The organism is Novosphingobium sp., from assembly GCF_030696665.1.
Lineage (GTDB): Bacteria > Pseudomonadota > Alphaproteobacteria > Sphingomonadales > Sphingomonadaceae > Novosphingobium.
Genome location: NZ_JAUYRV010000039.1, coordinates 21,029 through 43,212 on the forward strand (window position 1 = coordinate 21,029; position 22,184 = coordinate 43,212).

General features: G+C 60.8%; 20 protein-coding genes. 9 read left to right on the forward strand and 11 right to left on the reverse strand.

Annotation, left to right across the window (positions count from 1 at the left end; genetic code table 11):
- Positions 1-191: 191 nt before the first annotated feature.
- Positions 192-953, forward strand: coding sequence for an SDR family NAD(P)-dependent oxidoreductase (locus Q8R81_RS10265; protein ID WP_305617492.1), 762 nt, complete (start codon positions 192-194; stop codon positions 951-953).
- Between the two features lie 55 nt (positions 954-1,008).
- On the opposite strand, the gene Q8R81_RS10270 is transcribed toward Q8R81_RS10265, so the two are convergent.
- The 3 genes from Q8R81_RS10270 to leuB all read right to left on the reverse strand — a co-directional run bounded on the left by Q8R81_RS10270 (position 1,009) and on the right by leuB (position 3,707).
- Positions 1,009-1,785 (reverse strand): SDR family NAD(P)-dependent oxidoreductase, encoded by a 777-nt coding sequence (locus tag Q8R81_RS10270; protein ID WP_305617494.1) that lies wholly within the window; start codon positions 1,783-1,785, stop codon positions 1,009-1,011.
- A gap of 87 nt (positions 1,786-1,872) precedes the next feature.
- A complete protein-coding gene (locus tag Q8R81_RS10275) occupies positions 1,873-2,619 on the reverse strand; it encodes an SDR family NAD(P)-dependent oxidoreductase (protein ID WP_305617495.1) in 747 nt (248 codons plus the stop codon).
- A 5-nt stretch (positions 2,620-2,624) separates the two neighbouring features.
- Positions 2,625-3,707 carry a 3-isopropylmalate dehydrogenase gene (gene leuB, locus Q8R81_RS10280; RefSeq protein WP_305617497.1) on the reverse strand — a complete coding sequence of 361 codons (1,083 nt, stop codon included), beginning with the start codon at positions 3,705-3,707 and terminating at the stop codon, positions 2,625-2,627.
- A gap of 162 nt (positions 3,708-3,869) precedes the next feature.
- Here leuB and Q8R81_RS10285 point away from each other — a divergent pair, with 162 nt between their 5' ends.
- Positions 3,870-4,889 carry an amidohydrolase gene (locus tag Q8R81_RS10285; protein WP_305617498.1) on the forward strand — a complete coding sequence of 340 codons (1,020 nt, stop codon included), beginning with the start codon at positions 3,870-3,872 and terminating at the stop codon, positions 4,887-4,889.
- Here Q8R81_RS10285 and Q8R81_RS10290 read toward each other — a convergent pair.
- Positions 4,883-6,511, reverse strand: a complete 1,629-nt coding sequence (locus tag Q8R81_RS10290) for a long-chain fatty acid--CoA ligase (protein ID WP_305617499.1) — start codon at positions 6,509-6,511, stop codon at positions 4,883-4,885. The genes Q8R81_RS10285 and Q8R81_RS10290 overlap by 7 nt on opposite strands.
- Before the next feature lie 405 nt (positions 6,512-6,916).
- Between Q8R81_RS10290 and Q8R81_RS10295 the strand changes: the two genes are divergently transcribed.
- From Q8R81_RS10295 to Q8R81_RS10305, 3 genes are read left to right on the forward strand one after another with little or no spacing between them, the layout of a single operon-like run.
- Entirely contained in the window at positions 6,917-8,248 is a 1,332-nt protein-coding gene (locus tag Q8R81_RS10295; protein WP_305617501.1) for a homogentisate 1,2-dioxygenase, read from the forward strand.
- Positions 8,249-8,284: 36 nt separating this feature from the next.
- The gene (locus Q8R81_RS10300) at positions 8,285-9,040 is read left to right on the forward strand and encodes an SDR family NAD(P)-dependent oxidoreductase (RefSeq protein ID WP_305617502.1); all 756 of its coding nucleotides are present in this window, start codon (positions 8,285-8,287) and stop codon (positions 9,038-9,040) included.
- A gap of 37 nt (positions 9,041-9,077) precedes the next feature.
- A complete protein-coding gene (locus Q8R81_RS10305; protein ID WP_305617504.1) occupies positions 9,078-9,656 on the forward strand; it encodes an NIPSNAP family protein in 579 nt (192 codons plus the stop codon).
- Between the two features lie 25 nt (positions 9,657-9,681).
- Here Q8R81_RS10305 and Q8R81_RS10310 read toward each other — a convergent pair whose 3' ends face one another.
- Positions 9,682-10,710 (reverse strand): zinc-binding dehydrogenase, encoded by a 1,029-nt coding sequence (locus Q8R81_RS10310; protein WP_305617506.1) that lies wholly within the window; start codon positions 10,708-10,710, stop codon positions 9,682-9,684.
- 137 nt (positions 10,711-10,847) lie between these two features.
- Here Q8R81_RS10310 and Q8R81_RS10315 point away from each other — a divergent pair, with 137 nt between their 5' ends.
- Genes Q8R81_RS10315 through Q8R81_RS10330 form a run of 4 tightly spaced genes read left to right on the forward strand, consistent with a single transcriptional unit; the run spans position 10,848 to position 14,398 of the window.
- Positions 10,848-11,732, forward strand: coding sequence for an oxaloacetate decarboxylase (locus Q8R81_RS10315; RefSeq protein WP_305617508.1), 885 nt, complete (start codon positions 10,848-10,850; stop codon positions 11,730-11,732).
- Positions 11,733-11,754: 22 nt separating this feature from the next.
- Entirely contained in the window at positions 11,755-12,534 is a 780-nt protein-coding gene (locus Q8R81_RS10320; protein WP_305617510.1) for an SDR family NAD(P)-dependent oxidoreductase, read from the forward strand.
- A gap of 16 nt (positions 12,535-12,550) precedes the next feature.
- Complete coding sequence (locus Q8R81_RS10325) at positions 12,551-13,132, forward strand: cysteine hydrolase (RefSeq protein ID WP_305617512.1); 582 nt, start codon at positions 12,551-12,553, stop codon at positions 13,130-13,132.
- 27 nt (positions 13,133-13,159) lie between these two features.
- Positions 13,160-14,398 (forward strand): PrpF domain-containing protein, encoded by a 1,239-nt coding sequence (locus tag Q8R81_RS10330; RefSeq protein ID WP_305617514.1) that lies wholly within the window; start codon positions 13,160-13,162, stop codon positions 14,396-14,398.
- Here Q8R81_RS10330 and Q8R81_RS10335 read toward each other — a convergent pair.
- The 6 genes from Q8R81_RS10335 to Q8R81_RS10360 all read right to left on the reverse strand — a co-directional run bounded on the left by Q8R81_RS10335 (position 14,395) and on the right by Q8R81_RS10360 (position 22,181).
- Entirely contained in the window at positions 14,395-14,772 is a 378-nt protein-coding gene (locus Q8R81_RS10335; RefSeq protein ID WP_305617516.1) for a hypothetical protein, read from the reverse strand. The genes Q8R81_RS10330 and Q8R81_RS10335 overlap by 4 nt on opposite strands.
- A gap of 343 nt (positions 14,773-15,115) precedes the next feature.
- Positions 15,116-16,900: an NAD(P)/FAD-dependent oxidoreductase gene (locus Q8R81_RS10340; RefSeq protein ID WP_305617518.1), complete on the reverse strand. Its 1,785-nt coding sequence runs from the start codon at positions 16,898-16,900 to the stop codon at positions 15,116-15,118.
- 44 nt (positions 16,901-16,944) lie between these two features.
- Positions 16,945-18,231, reverse strand: coding sequence for a homogentisate 1,2-dioxygenase (locus Q8R81_RS10345; protein ID WP_305617520.1), 1,287 nt, complete (start codon positions 18,229-18,231; stop codon positions 16,945-16,947).
- A 247-nt stretch (positions 18,232-18,478) separates the two neighbouring features.
- Complete coding sequence (lpdA, locus tag Q8R81_RS10350; protein WP_305617668.1) at positions 18,479-19,876, reverse strand: dihydrolipoyl dehydrogenase; 1,398 nt, start codon at positions 19,874-19,876, stop codon at positions 18,479-18,481.
- 5 nt (positions 19,877-19,881) lie between these two features.
- Positions 19,882-21,174 carry a dihydrolipoamide acetyltransferase family protein gene (locus Q8R81_RS10355; protein ID WP_305617521.1) on the reverse strand — a complete coding sequence of 431 codons (1,293 nt, stop codon included), beginning with the start codon at positions 21,172-21,174 and terminating at the stop codon, positions 19,882-19,884.
- Positions 21,174-22,181 (reverse strand): alpha-ketoacid dehydrogenase subunit beta, encoded by a 1,008-nt coding sequence (locus Q8R81_RS10360; protein WP_305617669.1) that lies wholly within the window; start codon positions 22,179-22,181, stop codon positions 21,174-21,176. The genes Q8R81_RS10355 and Q8R81_RS10360 overlap by 1 nt, the downstream gene beginning before the upstream one ends.
- Positions 22,182-22,184: the final 3 nt, after the last annotated feature.

Below are 22,184 nucleotides of genomic sequence, written 5' to 3' on the forward strand. Positions count from 1 at the left end.
AACTTCTCGACCCACGGACCATGTCCGCCTGACATCGCCACCTCAGGTTCTGCGCGAGGTCGCCTACGTCATCTCACCTGATATTGTTTTAAAAAGATTTTTTATACGATTAATTGATATGCGTCCTGCCTTCTCCCCGATATAGTTCACCCATTTAATGCATACATTTTCCAACAAATAGCGAGGCGACGATGACCAGGTTGCACGGACGGACCGCGATTGTTACCGGCGCAGCACGCGGCCTTGGCGCGGGGATCGCACAGGCGCTGGCGGAAGATGGCGCGGCGGTTGTGCTGGCCGACGTTCTGCCACAGGTCAATGACACCGCCGCAGCACTGGCAAGCGCGGGCCACCGTACGCTCGCGGTGCATCTCGACGTTACTAGCGAAGAAAATTGGCATCTTGCCCTCACAACTGCCGTCCAAAGCTTTGGCGAAGTGTCAATTCTGGTCAATAACGCCGGGATCACGATCAACAAGGATTTCGAATCCGTTTCGATCGATGAGTTCCGCAAGATCCTCGACGTCAACCTGCTCGGCGCCTTTCGCGGCATGCAGGCCGTGCTGCCTTCGATGAAGCGCGCGGGCGGCGGGGCGATCATCAATGTCGCCTCGACCACCACCGATCAGATCCTCTCGATCGCACCGTGCTATGGCGCGTCAAAATCCGCGCTCGCCAATCTGACCAAAAGCGCGGCGCTGCACTGCGCCGAGCAGGGCTACGGCATACGGGTAAACAGTGTTCATCCAGGCACCCACGCTACGCCGATGGTCATGGGTGATGGCATGGCAACCGAACATCCCGCAGCGCGCGCCATCATTGAAGCCATCCCGATGAAGCGTATGGGCCAGCCGTTGGAACTCGGCCGCGTCGTGGCATTCCTCGCGTCGCAAGACGCCAGCTACATGACCGGCGCGGAAGTGTTCAGCGACGGGGGAGCCGTCATTACTTAGATCAATCCTGCACGCAGGAGGCCGGGGCATAGGGCTGCCAGCCCCTCGCACCCGTTCAGCCAACCATCGTCAATCCGCCGGAAACACTTATGATCTGGCCTTGCACGTAGGACGCATCGTCCGTGGCCAGGAATGTGATCATCCGCGCCACTTCGCCCGGCTCGCCAATGCGGCGCAGCGGGATCTGGCGTTCGTTCTTGGCATCGAACTGTTCGGGGTCATCGCGACTGTACTTCACATTGTCATAGCCCGCCGTGCGAGTGGCGCCAGGACTGACCACATTGCAGAGGATATTGTGGCGTGAATGTTCGCGCGCCAGTGCCTTGGTAAAAGTGATCACAGCGCCCTTGCAGCCCGAATAGACCGCTTCGTGTGCTGCACCAAGGCGGCCCGCGTCCGAGGCGACGTTGATCACGCGGCCTCCGCGTCCAGCCGCCACCATCAACTTTAGAACCACCCAACACATGTTGAGCACGCCCTTGTAATTGATAGCGATGAGCTTGTCCCAGAACTCGGGCTGGGTATCGAGGAACCAGAACGCCTGGTCCCAGCCAACGTTGTTGACCAGGATGTCGGGCGATCCGCCAGCATCCTCAACGAACTGGGCCACGGCTTGCTGCACGTTGGCCGTATCGGCTACGTCAACCTTGTAGGCAAAGACCTTGGTCGTGCCGCTGCCGATGATCTGCAAGGTTTCTTGCGCGCCTTCCAGATTGATGTCGAAAATCGCCACGGCCGCGCATTCTTCTTCAGCAAATTGCTTGCAGATCTCGCGTCCGATCCCTGATCCGCCGCCTGTGACGATTGCGATCTTGCCTGCCAGTTTTCCCACGAAGCACTCTCCCAATGTTCTTGTTACAATGATTGTATGCAGCATACCCAAACGCGGCTGCGCCGCACAAACCCAAAGGCGCGCGCTTTACAGGCCGCTGACCAGATGCCCGCCATCGACCACGATCACCGATCCGGTCATGTAGCGCGAAGCATCTGACGCCAGCAGCAGCAAAGGCCCGTCAAGGTCCGGCAAATGGCCCAGCCGCCGCTGCGGAATGCGCCGCACCAGCGCCTTGCCAGGTTCCGATTCCCAGAATTCGGAATTGATCTCGGTCGCAAAATACCCGGGCGCAATCGCGTTTACGCGGATGCCGTACCGGGCAAGTTCAAGCGCCATAACCTTAGTGAACTGGATTACGCCGGCTTTCGACACCGCATATGGCAGCACCCCGCCGCCCTGCCGGATGCCAAGGATCGAGGCGATATTGATGATCGAGCCACCCACGCCGCGCGCCTTCATCGCCCGCGCTGTCGCCTGTGCCAGCAGGAACAGGCCTTTCAGGTTGGTATCCACTACGCAGTCCCAGTCGGCCTCTGACTGATCCAGTGCATTGGCTTCGCGCACGACGCCGGCGTTGTTGACGAGAATGTCGATGGTGCCCAACGTCGGGGTGATTGCCGCAATGCTGTTCGGGTCGGCAACGTCAAGCTGCACCGCATCCGCCTGCCCGCCGCAGGCCGTGATCGTTTCGGCCAGTGTGGACAAAGCGCCGATCCGCCGCGCGGCAAGCACGACCTGCACTCCTTCGCCTGCCAGTACGCGCGCGAAATGCGCGCCAAGCCCGGATGATGCGCCGGTGATGAGCGCGCGGCGACCAGCAAGATCTCCCATGACGATCAGATATCTCCATCAGCTAAAGCGGCAAGGATGGCATTACCCATATCCGCCGTCGATGCGCTGCCGCCTAGGTCGCGGGTGCGCAAACCGTTGTCGAGCACCCGGCCAACCGCCGCCTCGATGCTCGCGGCAAGGCCTCCGGCATCAAGGCTGTGGCGGAACGCCATGGCAAGGCTGAGCACGCTGGCACACGGATTGGCGATCCCCTGTCCTGCAATATCCGGGGCTGAGCCATGAATCGGTTCATACAGGCCGGGCCGGCCTGCGTCGCCGATCGCGGCCGACGGAAGCATCCCGATCGATCCGGTGAGCATCGCCGCCGTGTCCGAAAGCAGGTCGCCAAACAGGTTGTCAGTCAGGATAACGTCAAACTGGCGGGGGTTCTTGACCAGTTGCATCGAACAGTTGTCGGCCAGCATGTGCGACAGTTCGACATCGCCATATTCGGCTGCGTGCAGCGCGGTCACTTCCTCGCGCCATAGCAGCCCTGCCTCCATCACGTTGCCCTTCTCGACCGAACAGACCCGACCCTGCCGTGTCCGTGCGCTCGCAAATGCAATCCGGGCGACGCGGCGGATTTCGTCGGTGGTATAGACATGCGTGTTCACCCCTCGCCGCTGCCCGTCAGCCAGCGTCTCGATCCCGCGCGGCTCGCCGAAATAAACCCCGCCGGTCAGTTCACGAACGAACAGGATGTCGAGCCCGGCAACCACTTCGGGCTTGAGCGTCGATGCCCCCGCCAGCGGTGCAAAGCAGATCGCCGGACGCAGGTTTGCATACACTTCCATTTCCGCACGCAACCGCAGCAGCCCCGCTTCGGGCCTGCGGTCGTAGGGCATGGTCGCCCAGCGCGGCCCACCGACCGCGCCCAGCAACACCGCATCGGCGGCTTTTGCTGCGGCAACGGTCACATCGGTCAGCGGCTCGCCGGTTGCGTCAATCTGCGCGCCACCAAACAGAGCGCTGGCGATCTCAACGTCGATTCGCCCGGACTCTCGCGCCCACTGCGCGATCTGGGCGCTCACTTGCGTAACTTCGGGGCCGATCCCGTCGCCGGGCAACAAAAGAAGCGTTTTAGCCATGTTCAAACCCCCAACAGTCGGAGCGGTTGCAGGCGGGACTGTAGCCCGCGCAGCGCACGTTTAGGCTGGCGTAGTGTGAGAGTACATTGTATGCAATGTTCAATTGATGCGGCCGCAAAAATTTCCGCGCAATGGCAATGCATGGTTTAAGGAGAGGTGCTGATGACCCGAGACGCTTGGCGCAACCAGGTGGGCGAAGATGCCATCGAGCCCGCCCTGCCGATCATCGACGCGCATCACCACGTCTGGGAAAACGAGCCGTTTCCCCCATTCGATCCCTATGACGAAAATGGCCTTTTCGCCGACAAGACCGCCAGCGGCCACCGCATCATCGGCACGATCTACGTCGATTCGCACACCAGTTATCGCACGACCGGGCCGGACCATCTGCGTGTGGTTGGCGAAACCGATTATGCAGAACGCGTCGCGCAGGTCGGGATGGGGCGCGGCGGTGCCTTTGCTGGGGTCTGCTGTGCGATCGCCCCTCGCGCAGACCTGACGCTGGGCGCGCGGGTCGGGGAAGTGCTCGATGCCCACGCGCAGGCATCATCCCGGTTTCGCGGCGTACGGCACATGACCGCCCATGATGGCGATGTGCCCGCGAGCGCGGCAACCGGCGCCGGCGTGATGATGCACAGCGCCTTCCGCGAAGGCTTTGCCGAACTGGGGCGGCGCGGGCTCAGCTTCGATGCGTGGTTGCTGCAACCGCAATTGCCCGAAGTGATCGATCTGGCGCGCCACTTTCCCGATACGCCGATCATCCTCAACCACCTCGGCGGCCCGCTTGCGATCGGTCGCTTCGCCGATCGTCGGGATGAAGCCTACGCAAGCTGGCGCGCTGACATGGCCACGCTTGCCACTTGCGAAAATGTCCGGGTGAAGCTGGGCGGCCTCAACATGGGGATGGCAGGCGTCGATGCGCTGGCACGCGACGTCCCCTTCACATCGCAGGAAATGGCCGCGGCGCAGAAGCACTTCATCCTCACAGCCATCGACCTGTTCGGCCCTGCCCGCGCGATGTTCGAAAGCAACACACCGATCGATACTTACGGCGCGGGCTATGGCGTGATCTGGAACGCGTTCAAGCGCATCACCGCAGACTTCACCCCGAACGAACGCGCGCTGCTATTCTGCGGCACGGCAACAAAAACCTACCGCATCGACCCGACGCAGCTTCAGTAGGCCGGCTGGCTGCCCGCCTCGTGCAGCGCGCGCAGGGCTTTCTTGTCGATCTTCCCGGTCGCGCCAATCGGAATTGTGCCGATAATTTCGACCTCGTCTGGCACCCACCACCGCGCGATCCGCGCGGCCAGATAATCGCGGAAAACCTGCGCCAGATCGCGGCCATCGCCCTCGTCCAATGATGGGCGAAGCTGGACGTATAATTTGGGCCGCTCGCCCCACTTGTCGTGCGCAATCCCGATCACGGCTGCCAGCGCGACATCGGGATGGGTCAGCAAGGCGTTCTCGACATCGACCGAACTGATCCACTCGCCGCCGGATTTGATGATGTCCTTGGCTCGGTCGGTTATGCGCACATAGCCGTGCCGGTCAATCGAAGCGATATCGCCGGTATCGAACCAGCCGTCGTCTGATAGCGCGGAATGTGCATGTCCGACATAGCGTTCGATCACTCCTGGCCCGCGCACTTCCAGATGACCGACGGCAGACCCGTCGCGCGAAAGTGCGCGACCTGATTCATCGACAATCCGGGCATCAATGCCGATCGGACGCCCTTGCTTAAGCGCTTGTTCGCGCTGTTCGTCCGTGCTCAGCGCCAACACCGATGGTGTCGGCGTTGCCACCAAGCCAACCGGTGAAAGCTCGGTCATGCCCCAAGCGTGGATCACCGTTGTCCCCAACGCTTCCAGCGCCGCGATCAACGACGCCGGGCAAGCGGAGCCGCCGACCACCACCCTTTGCATCGATGTGCGCGCGATACCGCGTTCTCGCAGATGATCGACATAGCCCTGCCACACCGTCGGCACGCCCGCCGCAAACGTCACACCTTCGGCCTCGATCAAGGCGTGAAGTGAGCCTCCATCAAGCTGCGGGCCGGGCATCACCAGCTTGGCGCCCACCGCCGGACCGCTGAACGCCAGCCCCCACGTATTGGCATGGTACATCGGAACCACCGGCATGATCACATCGCGCGCCGACAACGCAAAAGCATCGGGCGCCATCGTGTTCATCGCGTGCAGCGTGTTTGACCGGTGGGTATAGGCCACGCCCTTGGGATCGCCGGTTGTGCCCGAAGTATAGCACAGCCCGGCAGTCAGGCGTTCGTCAAAACCTCCCCACGCGCAGTCCGCCCCATCGCAACCAACGATGAACTCGTCCAGATGCGGATATTCGCCAAAGCCGCCACTGCGGGGATCGTTGATGGTCACGATGGTGCCGATCCCCGGCGCGCGCGCGGCTATCCGACCAGCCTGCGCTACCAGCATGCCATCGGCAAACAGCCAGCGGTCGCCGGCATGGTTGGCGATATAGGCAAGCTGGTCGTCATGCAGGCGCGGGTTCAGCGTATGGCACACAGCGCCAATGCCCATCACGCCGTACCACACCGCCAGATGATCCAAACTGTTCGATGCGAGCGTTGCGATGACATCGCCTTGGCCTACACCTGCCTTGCGCAACGCCTGCGACACGAGCCGCGCCCGCAACGCAAGGTCGGCATAGCTTGACCGGAACACGGAACCATCGGGATACCGGGTTACGATTTCGGTAGCGCCATGCCACTGCGCCGCGCCGTCAAGCAACCGGTCCACGGTCAGCGGCCAGTCCTGCATCCTTCCACCCATCGGCAACATCGCGACACCTGCTCCCCGATTGCGCCCATTGCCCCCGCTTCTTTCACGATGACAACGCATTGATCATCGCGACAATTGCACACAATGGTGAGTCTTGTCCATATCCGCGCATATGCCCGCGCTGCAGCACGCCCACCCCGGAGAAACCACAAGCCCGCACCAGAAAACATCATTATAGTATTGTTTTATATATGTTTTTAGTGTCACCTCTACCATCTCGACACTCATTTCCAGCCCCAACCCCATCTCACTACAGCAAAACGACAATCATTATTGTGTGCAATGTATGTTTCGGTATAGTAGTCACGATGACAGCGCATTTACAGCCAACTGATCGGGGTCTTCCTGTCGGAGAACTGCACATAATGCGCCAAAATGTCGTGGGGAGTATCAATCTTGAGCCAGGAAGAACGACGATCCGCCGCGCAAGGCAGCCCTGCCGGAACCGTCTATCAGTCCGGCTTTGCCAACCAGTTTGCCACCGAAGCGGTCGCTGGTGCGCTACCGTCAGGGCAGAACAGCCCGCAGCGCCCACCATTGGGCCTGGTTTCCGAACTTGTATCGGGCACCGCGTTTGCAGCGCCGCGCGCCTCTAACCGCCGCAGCTACCTGTTCCGGGTCCGGCCGTCGACGCACAACTCGCCGTGGAAGGAAACTCGGATTCCCCGCTTCCTCACACCGCCCCTCGATTTCGGCCACTATCCCGGCCCACTTCGCTGGTCGTCGATGCGTGACGACGCGGTTCCCGGCAATTTCCTAGATGGCATTCAGACCATCAGCGGTAACGGCTCGCCAACGGCACAATCGGGTATGGCAATCCATATCTACAACGCCACCGCGCCGATGTCAGGCAAGGCGTTTGCCAACAACGATGCCGAAATGCTACTGGTTCCTCAAACAGGCACGCTGCTGGTCACTACAGAGCTTGGCATCCTGTCTATAAGCCCCGGCGAATTTGCCGTCTTGCCCCGGGGCCTTAAGTTGCGTGTCGATCCGGTGGAAGGGCCATCCTACGGCTTCCTGTGCGAAAACTTCGGCCTGTCGTTCGAGCTCCCGGAACTCGGCCTGATCGGATCGCATGGCCTTGCCAACACGGCCGATTTCCAAACGCCGGTCGCCGCCTTCGGCAATATCGACGACTCTGTCGAACTAGTCCTGAAATCCTGCGGCCGGTTCTGGTCGACCCACCTCGATCACGGCGTTTTCGATGTTGTTGCATGGCGCGGCAACTGGGCACCGTACAAGTTCGACATGATGAAGTTCAATACCATCGGGTCACTGTCCTACGATCACCCGGATCCGTCGATCTTCTGTGCGCTCACTTCTCCGTCCAGCGCAGTTGCGGGCGGAAATATCGATTTCATGATCCTGCCTCCGCGCTGGGTTGTGTCTGAACACAGCTTCCGCCCGCCGGGGTTTCATCGCAATTCCGTAGCCGAATTTCTCGCGCTGGTCCAAGGCTCGCACGATTCTCGCAATTCTGCATTCCCCCCCGGATCGTTCAGCCTGCACAATTGCTGGACGCCGCACGGTCCCGATACCCAGACGCTGGAGATCGGGCGCAAAGCCGAACTGGTTCCGCAAAAGATCGATGATACGATGGTGTTCATGCTGGAAACGCGCTTTCCGCTGGAAATGGCCAGTGGCGCGATGGCTGCGCCACAGCGCCAGATCAATTGCGCCGATGGCTGGGCGGGATTTGTAAAACGTTTCCCCGATGGCGAATAACGCGCCGCATATGCCGGCTCACAGGAGAATTTGGTCATGACGCGCGTTGCATTGGTCATCGGCGGTGCCAGCGGGATCGGCGCGGCATCGGCCCGCCTGCTGGCTACAGACGGGCTCACCGTGGCCGTCGCCGATCTTGCGTTGCCTGCGGCCGCACAAGTCGCAACGTCGCTTGACGGCAACGGCCATGTAGGATTTGCTGTCGATGTCGCCAACGCAGAAAGCATCGCAGCGCTGTTCGATGCCGCTGAAAACCTGCTCGGCCCGGTGTCGGTGGTGGTGATCTCGGCCGGCACCAACGGCTATGTCGACGGCAAGCGGCCAACTTTGCGCCAGACCAGCCTTGAAAGCTGGAACCGCGTGCAGGCGATCAATGCCACCGGGCCATTTTTGGTGATTGGTGAAATGCTGCGGCGGCGCGAAGCCTTGCCCGTCCAGCATGGCCGCATCATCCTGATCGCGTCGATGTCCTCGCAGAATGCTGCGGTGAACAGTCCGGCCTCCTACATCGCATCCAAGGGTGCTGTCACAGCGCTGACCAAAGCGGCGGCGGGCGAAGGCGCACAATTCGGGTTGACGGTAAACGCCGTGGCCCCCGGCGCGATCGATACGCCGATGCTGCGCGCTGTAATGCCGCCAGAACGTGACGCCGCCTACTTCTCCACCACCGTCGCAGGGCGTGCCGGATCGCCCCACGAAATTGCCGCAGCGGTGGCCTTCCTCGCTTCGCCCGGTGCATCCTATGTCAACGGTGCCTGCATCGATGTGAACGGCGGAATGTTGATGCGCTAAACCGTCCCAGCTCCTGCACGATACCTACGGAGGCCTTGTGCAACGATACTTACTGACCACCGACACGATCGCCCCTGCCGATTTCGAAGCCTATGTTGCGCACCAGCGCCAGACCTTTGCCAGCCCGCCGGACAGTTGCATTGCAGCTTGGCTGCCCAAATTTGGCACGCCCAACCAGATGACGCTGGTGCAGGATATCACCGACCTCCCCGATCTTCCCGCCGTGCTGCCGCTTCCGCCAGGCGCCCGCCTGCTGGCGCGGGCGCGCGAAGCTGTCGATGTCATCCGGCCCTTTCCGGTAGCCCTTGGCGACCGTAAGCTGTGCGAACTGCGCACCTATCGCATCACGCCCGCGTTACGCGACGAATTCCTGGCATTGAAGACCGCGATATTGCCACTGCGCGAGAGTTATTCCCCCAGCTACGGCGTGTTCACCCCGGTCACCGGCGATACCAGCCTTGTGATGCACTTGTGGGGGTACGCCAGCCTCGATGATCGTGATGCGGTGCGTGCGCGGCTGAAAGGCGATGCCGCGTGGAGCGAATACATCAGCCTCATCCTACCGATGATCGTCGAGATGCAATCGAGCCTGATCATGCCCATTCTCGCCGGCTAACCTGTCGGCTGCCGGCGCCGGGGCCTCAGCCGGGCAGGAACACTGCCTTCCCGCCCGTCTGCCGGTCAAACCGTTCGAACGCCTGCTGCGCGCTGGCAAGCGGCCAGCGATCGGTGAACAACGCATCAAGATCCAGCCCATGCTCGATCACGAAGTCGGCGCAATCCTTTTGCCCGATGCTTGACATCGTCCACGATGTCAGGACCGTCAGTTGCTTGCGCAGCCGGGCATAGACATCGAAGTCCACACGCGCGCCTACGCCGACGAAGCACACCGTCGCCCATGTCCCGGCAATCTCCAGCGCAGCGTCTGCAGCCGGTTGGCTCCCCGATGTCTCAAGCACCATCGGCGCACCTTGGCCTGCGGTCAGGTCGCGAATCTGCGCCATCGCGCCGGGATCGCCTGCATTCAGCGCGTGCCACGCCCCGGCAGCCCGGGCCGCCTCCAGCCGCGCGGGCTGCACATCCAGCGCGATCACGCGCGCGCCTTGCGCCGCTGCCAGCATCGTGGCCGACAGCCCGACCGGACCCTGCCCGAAGATGACAATGGTGTGCCTGCCATTCAATCCCATGCGGTCCAGCGCACCCCACGCCGTCCCAGTGCCGCATCCGATCGCCGCGCCTGCCGCGAAACTGAGGCGCTCGTCCAGCGGCAGCAGCGTATATGCGGGCACTTTCATGAACGGTGCAAAGGCTCCGTGAGCATCGCGCCCGTGCAGCTTCATCGCGCCTGACGAACACATTTGCGTCCATCCCGCCCGGCAATCGGCGCAGGCGGTGCAGCCCTCGTAATGGTGCACCATAACGCGCATACCTTCGCGCGCCAGCTGTGGCGGCACGCCTCGCCCCACCGCAACCACGATTCCGGCAGGTTCATGCCCAGCAATTACCGGCGGTCCTGCAACTGGATCGGCCGCCGCGCGAAAGCGGTGCAGGTCGGTGCCGCATACGCCCGCAGCGCAAATCGCGATCACCGCTTCGCCGTGGCCGGGTGCAGGGTCGGCGAATGTCTGCAGCGAAACAGTCCGTTCTCCGGTGATGACTACGCCCTGCATATACCGCTTCCGTATTTGAAATTCCCACCCTCCAGATTGCATACAAAGCTGATTGACGCAAACATGCATACAATCTACCAAGATGAAACAGGCGCGAGTTGACGACAATCACGATGGGCAGGATTCAACCAAGCGACATGCATGAAAACTCTTCGTCGGCGCTGAACATTCGCCTCGCGAAAATGTTGTCCGAACGCCGTGCGGTGATCGTTCCGGGCGCAGCAAATGCGCTCTCCGCGCGCATCATCGAAGACATCGGTTTCGAAGCGATCTACATCACCGGAGCGGGCGTCTCGAACACCACGCTGGCGCTACCCGACCTCGGGTTCATCGGCCTTTCCGACATCGTGCAGCATACAATTGCCATCAGGCAGGCCGCCACCTTGCCGCTGATCGTCGATGCAGACACCGGTTTCGGGAATGCGCTGAACGTGCACTACACTGTCCGCGCGCTCGAAGCCGCAGGTGCGAACGGCATCCAGCTTGAAGATCAGGTCATGCCCAAGAAGTGCGGACACTTCGCCAGCAAGGCCGTCATATCGCGCAGCGAAGCGGTCGAACGCATCCGCGCCGCAGTCGAAGCACGGCGCGATCCCAATTTCCAGATCATCGCTCGTACCGATGCCCGCGCTGTACACGGCCTCGACGAAGCGCTTGAACGCGCCGCGCTCTTCCGCAAGGCTGGAGCGGACGCGTTGTTCGTCGAAGCTCCGGAAAACCGCGCCGAAATCGAAAGCATCATTGCGGGGACCGACGCGCCGCACATCGTCAATCTGGTGATCGGGGGCAAAACTCCCACGGTCGGCCAGGAGGAAGCGCGCCAATTGGGCTGCGCGATGCTGCTCTATGCCAACGTGGCGTTGCAGTCCGCCATTTTCGGTATGCAATCTGCACTTTCTGTCCTCAAGGCCGATGGTCGCGTCGATGAGACTACGCAGGGCATTGCGAGCTTCGATGACCGGCAGCGTCTGGTGCGCAAGCCGGAATTCGACGAACTCGATCGCCTTCACGCCATTTCATGACATTAAGCGGCAAGGCCTGACCATGCGTGGCAAGAATGCCATTGTCACCGGCGGTAACGGCGCGATTGGACGGGCGATTGCGCTCAACCTCGCCCATGCTGGCTGCAACGTCGCGGTGATCGACCTTGCCTGTGCCGACGACGTCTGTGCAGCCATTGCTGCCACCGGAAACTATGCCGCCGCGGTTACCGCTGACCTGAGCAATCCCGCCGCCGCAAGGGCTGCGATTGCCAGCGCTACAGAGGCACTGGGCGGGTTCGACATCCTCGTCAATGCCGCTGGCATCGTCTCGGCTGGATCATTTGCCAAGCTGGCCGGGGCTGAATGGGACCGTGTTCTTGCCACCAATCTGACCTCGGTGTTCACATGCTGTCAGGCGGCGATTGCCCCCCTGCGCCAGCGTCAGCTCGACAATAGCGGTGAGTGCGGAGGGCGCATTATCAACATCGGCTCGGTGTTGGCCAAGAATGGCGGCAACGCCCGCCCGTGGATCGACCCTGCCGAACAGGACCGCTCGGGCAACGTCGCTTATGCAGTGAGCAAGGCTGGGGTCCATACCCTGACCAGCTATCTGGCGCGTGAACTTGCGGCAGACGGCATTACCGTCAATGCCGTAGCCCCCGGACCGATCGCAACGGCGATGACCACCAGCTTTCCCGAAGCCCTCAAATCGCTGATCCCGGCAGGCCGGATGGGCACGGCGGCAGACGTCGCGGCAGTAGTCGCCTTCCTTGCCGGCGCGGGCGCTGCCTATGTCACGGGCGAAATCATAGACGTCAACGGCGGGCTCTGGTCCGACTAATCTCAGGAGAATTTCCGTGGTAACGAAAACCGCCCTGCTGCTGCTCGACCTCCAGAACGAAATGGTCGATCCGAAGGGCAAGATCGGCGGGGGCGGCCTTGCCAAGGTCGTCCATGATCGCGGCGTGTTGGCAAAAGCGGCCAAAGCTCTGGAATGGGCACGCAGTAACGACCATGCGATCGTCCATATTCGCCTCGGTTTCCGCGCAGACTATGCCGATTGCCTCAGCGTTGCACCGCGCATCGCCAAGCTGAAAGAAAACGGCGCGGCGATCGTGGGCACTTGGGGCACCGAATTTCCGGATGTCATTGCGCCACTCGCGGACGAACTGGTCGTGACCAAGAGTTGCGTCAATCCGTTCTACAACACTGGCCTGCTGAACTGGCTGTTTGCGCACAGCATCACCCACATCGTCATTGGCGGCGTGGTGACCAATCTTGTCGTCGAAGCGACCGCGCGTGCGGCTGACGACGCCGGGCTGGCGATCACCGTCCTCGAAGACGTGTGCGCCGCGCCCAATGCCGAATGGCACCGCTTCTGTGTCGAGAGCATCCTGCCAATGTTCGCCACGGTCACCACTACCGACACGCTGGCCTGACCCCCGCCCGAGAAAGGCACCACGGCCATGACCAAGCACCCAACGGCATCACCTGTCGCTACCGGCCGGTCATGGGCCAACCGGCACGATGATCTCATCCTCGTGCCGGTAAGCTGGTATCGCGGCGGTACCAGCAAGGTCTTCTTCGTTGAACGCTGCGAGATAGCAGACCTTTCTCCCGACGAACGCGATCGCTGGATTCTCGCGCTGTTCGGGTCGCCCGACCTCCGGCAAATCGACGGAGTAGGTGGCGCCGATCAGGTCACCAGCAAGTTCGCAATTGTCGGCCCGCCTACCCGGCCCGGTGCCGATATTGACTACAACTTCCTGCAAGTCGGCATCGAGAACGGCTTTGTCACCGACGACCTGAACTGCGGCAACGTCTCAGCTGCGGTTGCGCTTTACGCGATAGATAGGGGCTATGTCCGCCCCGCACAGGATGGTTTTGCGCAAGTGTGCATCCACAATCTCAACGATGGAAAGTTGTTGTATTCGCGCCTTGAAGTGCGCGGCGGCAAGGCCGTCACCGAAGGCGATTTCGTATGCGAGGGCGTGCCCGGAAGCGGCGCTCCGATCGCGCTCGATTTCCGCGACGCCGTGGGCGGGCGCACTGGCAAGCTGTTCCCGACCGGCAACTTGCGCGATACGTTTGACGTACCGGGATATGGCGAAGTCGAAGTCTCAATCACGGAAATCGCCAACCTTATCGCTTTCGTCCCGGCATCCGCGTTCGGGCTGCGGGGCAACGAAGATCCGGTCGTGCTGCAAAACACGCCCGGCCTTACTGCAGCTGTCGAATGGCTGCGCGGAGCGGTGGCGACGGCGCTTGGCCTCGCCACATCACCTGCCGAGGCGAAAATCCAGTCGCCGGGCACGCCGTTCGTGGCGCTGATGTCCGCGCCGCAAGACTGGAAAACCTTCGGCTTCGGTGTTGAGCGGCAAGCCGGGGAATGCGACATTATGGGCCGTGGTTACAGCCTTGAAGCGTTTACCAAAGCCTATTGGGGCACTGGCAGCGTCTGTACGGGCGTGGTCGCGGCAACGCCCGGAACCGTCGTCAACGATCTGGTCCGCGGGTCTGCAATCGAAACCGGCGTAATCCGCATAGCCCACCCGTCTGGTGTGCTCAGCGTTGAAATCGGCCTGGATTGCGGCACCGGAGGCGGAACCGATGCGACCGTACGCAAAGCCGCACTGTTGCGTACTGCGCGACGGATGATGCTGGGTACCTCCGAAGTGCCCACGGACCGGGTTTTCACCGATTAACGCAGGCGCCCCTGCTCCTTGCGCCATGCCAATACCCATTTAAAGACCGATATCCTGACGCGATATTCACCGCCCTGATCGCCAAGCAACGTTTCCTGCTCGACCATGTTGTCCGGCTTGCCCGCAAGGGCAGCGACGAAGCTGCCGAGATGGTTGATCCTGAAATGGTCGATGCCATCCTCGAAGGTGTCGGCACCTTTGCCAGCGGGCAATGGGCGCCCTTGAATGCCGTTGGCGATACCCGCCCGCCGCGTTGGGCCGATGGCCGGATGACGATGCCCCCCGGCTTCATTGCGGCTTACCGCACATTTTTGGAAGGCGGCTGCGGAACTATCGCTTTGCCAGTGCAATTCGGCGGACAGGGCGCTGGCCACGCACCTCATCGTTGCTCCAGTCGATGACCGGCTCTCCGCCGGCACTCCGTTTCTGACCATAGTATCGGATATGGTCTGCGGGTAGCTGATGAAGCGCCAAGGCCTGATCGCTGAGGCGCAACTGGCAAGCGCGACGTCAGGCGAAGCGCCTGCGCGGCAAATCAGCAGTCAGCCGCTGATACTTGCGTCATATCGTGCCCGAGGCTCTCGGTCTGGAAGCCTCGGCCGCAGCGGCTGCTGCTGACCTTTATACTTTGAGCGCCGAAGAACTGGCGATTTGATAACTTGTGGACAATCGCGGCGCAGGAGCCGTCCCATCCGGACCGCGCCTGCCTGTCGCATCTCATTTCTGGTAAGTGATCACCGTATCGGCCGTAAAACCGCCGTCGCGCCAAGCTTGCAGGATACCGAAATATTCGCGCGCACCGCCGCCATAGGTATTGGCAAACAGCACCGGTTTCGATGTGTCGCCCTCGTTGTTGAAATAGCCGGGCGTGCAATCCTCAGCGAATTTCGTGCCATCCTGCGCTTTCCTGTTCATCTCGTCGTTCCAGCGATCTTCCGCATCTTTTGTAACCTCGATTGACGCCATCCCTTCGGTAAGGGCGCGCGAGATCATCGCTGCGGCATGGAGCGCATGCTCTTTTGCAAGCCACATGTAGTTGAAGCTGACCCCGGCTTGCAGAATTGTGCCGACCACCTGAAAGTTGGGAAAACCGCTCGCCCACAGGCCGTGCACCGAATACACCCCATTGGCCCATTTCTCCGCCAGCACCTGACCATCGCGGCCGATGATCGGAAACGTTGCCGTGGCCGGTTCATACGCGCCGATCTGAAAGCCCGAGGCGACAATGATGCAATCCACCTCAAAATGTTCGCCATTGGCGACCAGCCCGGTTTCGGTAATCCGCTCGACGCCGCGCCCGTCTGTGTCGATCAACCGCACATTGGGGGAATTGAAGCTTTCCAGATAATCATCGGCGTAAAGCGGGCGCTTGCAGTAAAGATTGTACCACGCCTTCAGCTTTTCAGCAGTGGCAGGATCGGTCACCACGCGGTCAACACGATCTCGAATGCCTTGCATGGTCTGATAATCACGAAGCTGCATGGCTTCACTGGCCGCCAGTTCGTTTTCCGGATCAATTACCTGCGCGTTCTTGAACAACGGCCCTGCGGCATGTGTCCAGCAATCGTCTACCAGATCGACATCTGCGGGCATGCCGGTGATCACTGCATGGAAGTTATCCATGCGTTCTGCATGCCATCCCTGCTTCTGGTTCTTGAACCAGTGGGTATCGGTGGGCCGATTGTTTCGCGCGTCCACCGCAGCAGGGGTGCGCTGGAACAAATAGGCCTGCTTCGCACTCTTGGCGAGATGCGGCATGATCTGGATGCCCGTTGCGCCGGTGCCGATCAGCGCAACCCGCTGATCCTTCAAACCCGACAAATTACCGTTGGAATCGCCCCCGGTGTACTTTGCATCCCACCGGCACGGATGAAACAGCTTGCCCTTGAAATCACGGATGCCGGGGATGTTGGGGAACTTCGGATAGTGCAGGTAGCCGCTTGTGCCGATCAGGAACCGCGACCGGATCAGATCCCCCCGGTCGGTGCTGACATGCCAGCGCGAAGTCGCCTCGTCCCACCGCGCTTCAGTGATTTTCGTCTGGAACAGCGCCTTGTCATAAAAATTATAGTGTCGTCCGATCGCTTGGGCATGTTCGAATATTTCCTTGCCGGTGGAGTACTTTTCGGTCGGGATTGTCCCCACTTCTTCCAGCAGCGGCAAGTACACATAGGATTCAATATCGCAGCGGACACCGGGATAGCGGTTCCAATACCAAACCCCGCCAAAATCGCCCGCAACATCGATCATACGGATGTTAGCGATGCCAGCGTCATGCAGGGCGGCTGCCGACACCAGCGCCGAAAGGCCAGCGCCGGTCATCAACACATCGACGTCTTCAGTCAGCGGTTCACGCTCGATTTTATCCGCGATCCAAGGATCACGATCAAAGTCGGGAAACGAGCCGACCGGGTCGATATAATCGCGCTTCACCGAAAGGCGCTTATCGCGCTCCTCCAGATACTTTTGACGAAGCTGCTCAGTATTCAGCCCGCTGCTCATTGACCTTCTCCCATAATTTTCAATTATTTCGGCACTTTACGCCGTCAGCCGCCCGGAAAACGTTTGGTGAACCCGGCCCAAGTCTGCGCGCAGTTTACGCGGCGATTGCCCGCCTCCATCGCCCGCCGCGTCAATTGCAGTGGGAAGCGCGTCTCCAGCATGAACACCAGCGTGTCGTTGTCATATCGCGGCTCAAGCGGTGCAGTACGCGCCACCTCGAAGGTCCGGGTATCTGGCCCATGCGCCACCCAATTGTTGGTCAGGCTCATCGAACCCGGTGCAAAATCGCTACTCCGCGCGTCATGCGATCCTTCGATCAGCCCCAGAATTTCGGCGACAGCGTTGCGATGGAAACCGGGCGGACGGAACGTGTGTTCGGCCACCACCCAACGTGGCGGCAGGATCATGAAATCCACATTACCGCCTGCAACGGCATCTGACGGCGATGACAACGCGCAGAATATCGATGGGTCGGGATGATCGTGCGACAGTGCACCAATCACTGCAAAGTTGCGCATGTCGTACTTGCACGGAGCCCAGTTCCCGCGCCATGCGACGACATCGAATGGCGAATAGCCAATGTCTGCTGACCAGAAATTGCCCGCAAACTTATGGATCAATGTGCAGGCCACATCAGAATCCTCGAATGCTGCGACCGGCGTCATGAAATCAATCGAATTGGCCAACCCGTGCGATCCGATCAGGCCTAGATCGGGCAGGACGAATGGCAGTCCGTAGTTTTCGCAAATGAACCCGCGCGCCTCTGCACCAGTCAGATCGACCCTGAATTTCAGACCTTTGGGCAAAAGCGCAAATTCACCGGGCGCAACGTCGATCACCCCAAGTTCGGTTACGATGCTCAGCGCACCTTGCTGAGGCAGCATCAGCATGTCGCCATCGCCATTGCTGAACACCCGACCTTCCATTGACCGTGTGGCGCGATAGATGTGCAACGCCATGCCGGCGTGCCCGCCCGGCGAACCATTGGCCGCCACGGTTTCAATGCCGTCCAGAAAATCGCACTCTGCCTCACCCAGTGGAAATGGCCCCCACCGCAAAGCGCCGGGATAAGGCGCGATAGCGAGCGGCGGGGTCTGGAAATTGTCGAGAGCGAACGGGGTAAAAGCATGCGTTCCGGTTGATGGCCGAATGCGGAACAAATAGCTGCGCCGGTTTTGCGCGCGCGGTGCTGCCAGCGATGTTCCCGAAACCAGTTCGCTTACCAATCCGTAAGGGGCATGCTGCGGGCTGTTCTGGCCGCGCGGCAAAGCACCGGGCAGGGCCTCAGTCGCAAATTCATTGGCAAATCCATACTGATACTGACGTGGCAAAAGCTTGCTCCTTCCGGGAATTCCGGCGTCTGCCCCCTTGCTTTCTCATCATGTCTCCACGGCCCAACCAGTGCAGACAAAGCTGCTGGTGTTGTCGAAGAGGCGATGAATCAGCACATTTCAGAAGATTGCATACTTTTATAACCGCGATAAATCCGGCGTATTTGACATACATCAAGCGCAGTCGCGAGCACGGCGCGCCGCACAGCCAGCTCTTTCGTCAAATTTCGCCGAATATTGTATGCGATCATATGTGCAGCGCGCGGCCAAGTGCCTTCAAGGCGCTTTCATGCGCAGCCTCGCCCAACGTCGGATGGGCGTGGATCACGCCCGCCATGTCGTCCAACGTCGCACCCATCTCGATCAATGCGGTAAATTCGCCCGCAAGTTCGGAAATGTGCTTGCCCACCGCCTGGATCCCCAAGATCCGCCCGCTTTGCCGATCGGCAATGGTGCGAACAAAGCCACCGTCGTCGCCTGAATCCATAGACAACGCGCGGCCATTGGCCTGAAATGGAAACTGCCCGGTCACGTGCTGCTCACCTGCAACGTCAAGGCCGACCGATACGATCTCTGGTTCAGTAAAGCATACCGCCGGGATGGCTGCCGGATCAAACCTGCGCTTGTGCCCGGCAATGATCTCGGCAACCATCTCGCCCTGCGCAGATGCCTTGTGTGCCAGCATCGGTTCGCCCACCAGATCGCCGATTGCCCAAACATTCGTGGTGGCCGTGGCGCAGCGATCATCCACTTTCACAAAGCGTCCGTCCATCGCCAGCGCCATTGCTTCACAACCCCAACCTTCGGTGTGCGGCTTGCGGCCAACCGTCACCAGAACCTTGTCGGCCGGCAAGGCCAGTCGCTCGCCCAGCGCAGTTTCGATGTTGAGGTTATCGCCTGAAATGCCGTTCACTTTGCTGCCCAGATGCAGCACCACGCCATGCCGTTCGAGCCATTTGCGCACCGGATTGGTCAACGTGGTGTCGTATAGGGGCAGAATGCGGTCTTGCGCCTCCACAATCACCAATTCCGCGCCCAGTTTGGCAAAGGCAATACCCAACTCCATGCCGATATAGCCCGCCCCTACCACCACGAGCCGCTTGGGCACTTCAGTCAGTTCCAACGCTTGGGTCGATGAAATCACTTTCCCACCAAAGGGCAGGAACGGAAGTTCGACCGGCCTTGATCCAGTCGCCAGAATGACATGTTCGGGCCGGATCGTGATGACACCCTCTACTGTTTCGACGTGGCAGGTCTTGGCATCGGAAAACTTGGCCCAACCGGACACGACATTGACGCGCGCCTTGCGCAAAAGCCCGCTCACACCGTTGCTCAACCGTTCGACAACACCGTTCTTCCAGCCAATCGTAGCCGCAAAGTCCAGTGAGGGGGCCGCCCCCAGATGAATTCCATAGCGGCCCTTTTCACCGGCTGCCTTGACCATTTCATCATACAGGCCGGCCACGTGGATCAACGCCTTGGATGGAATGCAGCCGCGGATCAGGCAGGTCCCGCCCAGCCTGTCGCCATCTACCAGCACCGTGTCCAGCCCCAGTTGGCCCGCGCGGATTGCCGCGACATAGCCACCCGGCCCGCCACCGATGATCAGAACTTCTGGGGTCAGAACGCCATTTGCAGCAAGCATCGGGTTCACGCGGCATCCTCCATGAAGATTAATGCAGGATGTTCCAGCAGGCGCTTTACCCGCTGAATGAACAGCGCCGCATCATAGCCATCGACAATCCGATGATCGAACGACGATGAGAGATTCATCATCTTGCGTACGGTAATGAAGCTGCCTTGCACCACAGGCCGGTCAACCAGCTTGTTGGGGGCGATGATGGCGACTTCGGGGTGATTGATCACCGGGGTCGAGACAATTCCGCCCAGCAAGCCCAGCGATGTCAACGTGATCGTCGATCCCGACATCTCATCGCGCGTTGCGGTCCCTGCCTTTGCAGCACCGGAAACGCGCGCGAGTTCACGTGCGCAGTCCCATATGTTGCGCGCTTCGGCATGATGCACCACAGGCACCATCAAGCCTCCCGGCGTTTGCGTAGCGATGCCGATATGCACGCCTTCAAATTTGTGCAGCACGCCTGCATCATCATCATAACGGGCGTTGATCTGCGGGAATTCAGGCAGAACCCGCACAAGTGCTCGGATCAGGAACGGCAGCAACGTCAGCTTGGGCTGGCCCTCGCGCCGCCCTGCGTTCATTTCGGCGCGCAAGCTTTCCAACTGGGTCAGATCACATTCTTCGACATAGGCGATATGTGGAATGCGGCGTTTTGCGTCCTGCATCTTCTCGGCAATCTTGCGGCGCAAACCGATGATCCGTGTATCTTCGATCCCCGTTTTTGCATTCGATCCGCCCGCCGCCGCGGCGGTCTGGCCCCCCGAAGCGATATAGGCGTCAAGATCGTCCGAAGTGATGCGACCTCCCGGACCGGAACCGGCCACGTATTGCAGTGGAATACCCAGATCAAAAGCGCGGCGGCGCGTTGCAGGCGCTGCAAAAGCTGTCTCTCCGGCTTTCCGGAAAGACGGCGTTGCTTGCTCGGCAACGGAAAAGCCGGCTGCTGGTGCAGGAACTTTTGCGGGGGCTGGCGTGAGGGCTGACGTTGGGGCTGGAGTTGGGGCTGCGGCTGGCGGCGCGGCGGCAGGCCTTGCTTCCGCCGTGGCCGAAACATTGCCTTCGCCCTCTACCTCCAGTTCAACCAAGACCGACCCAACGGGCAACATGGATCCAATCTCGCCGTGAATCGCGGTGACAATGCCATCCACCGGCGATGTCATGTCCACTGTGGCCTTGTCGGTCATTACATCGACAAGGCTCTGGTCCTCCTTGATCCTATCGCCCGGCTGCACATGCCAGACCACGACCTCCGCTTCGGCAACACCTTCGCCCACATCAGGAAGGCGGAAATGATAGCGGCCCATCAGTTGTTCTCCATCACGCGCGTCAGCGCTTTGGCAAGGCGCGCAGGGCCGGGGAAATAATCCCATTCAAAAGCGTGCGGGTATGGCGTGTCCCATCCGGCCACGCGCTCGATCGGGCTTTTCAGCGCCCAGAAGCAGCGCTCCTGCAGCAGAGCCGACAATTCGCCACCAAACCCGCCAAAGCGCGATGCCTCGTGCAGGATCACGCAGCGCCCGGTCTTTGCCACCGATGCCACGATCGTATCGATGTCGAGCGGCACGATGGAGCGCAAGTCGATCAGCTCCGCATCGACGCCTGCCTGATCGATGCCCGCCTTGGCGACGTGAACCATTGTGCCATAGGCGATCACCGTCGCATCGCTGCCTTCGCGCACGATCGCCGCCTTGCCCAGCGGCACGGTATAGTGCCCCTCGGGCACATCGGCCGCCGGATCGCCCGCCCAAGTCTTCAGCGCCTGATCGTGGCGCCCGTCGAATGGCCCGCTATATAACCGCTTCGGCTCAAGGAAGATCACCGGATCATCGCATTCAATCGACGCGATGAGCAGACCCTTGGCATCATAGGGCGTCGACGGGATTACCGTCTTCAGCCCGGTGATGTGGGCGAAGATCGCCTCCGGGCTTTGGCTGTGGGTCTGCCCACCAAAGATGCCGCCGCCATAGGGGCTGCGCACGGTGATCGGCGCGGAGAACTCGCCATTGGAACGATAGCGCAGCCGCGCCGCCTCACTCACCAGTTGGTCGAACGCGGGCAGGATATAGTCGGCGAACTGAATTTCGGGCACCGGGCGCAAGCCGTATGCACCCATGCCGATGGCCGTGGCGATGATGCCGCCTTCACTGATCGGCGCGTCGAAGCAGCGGGTCAGGCCATGCTTTGCCTGCAACCCCTCGGTCACGCGGAACACGCCGCCGAAATAGCCGACATCCTCGCCAAAGATCAGCACGTCGGGATCGCGCGCCAGCATCACATCAAGCGCGGAATTGATCGCGTGGATCATGTTCATGGT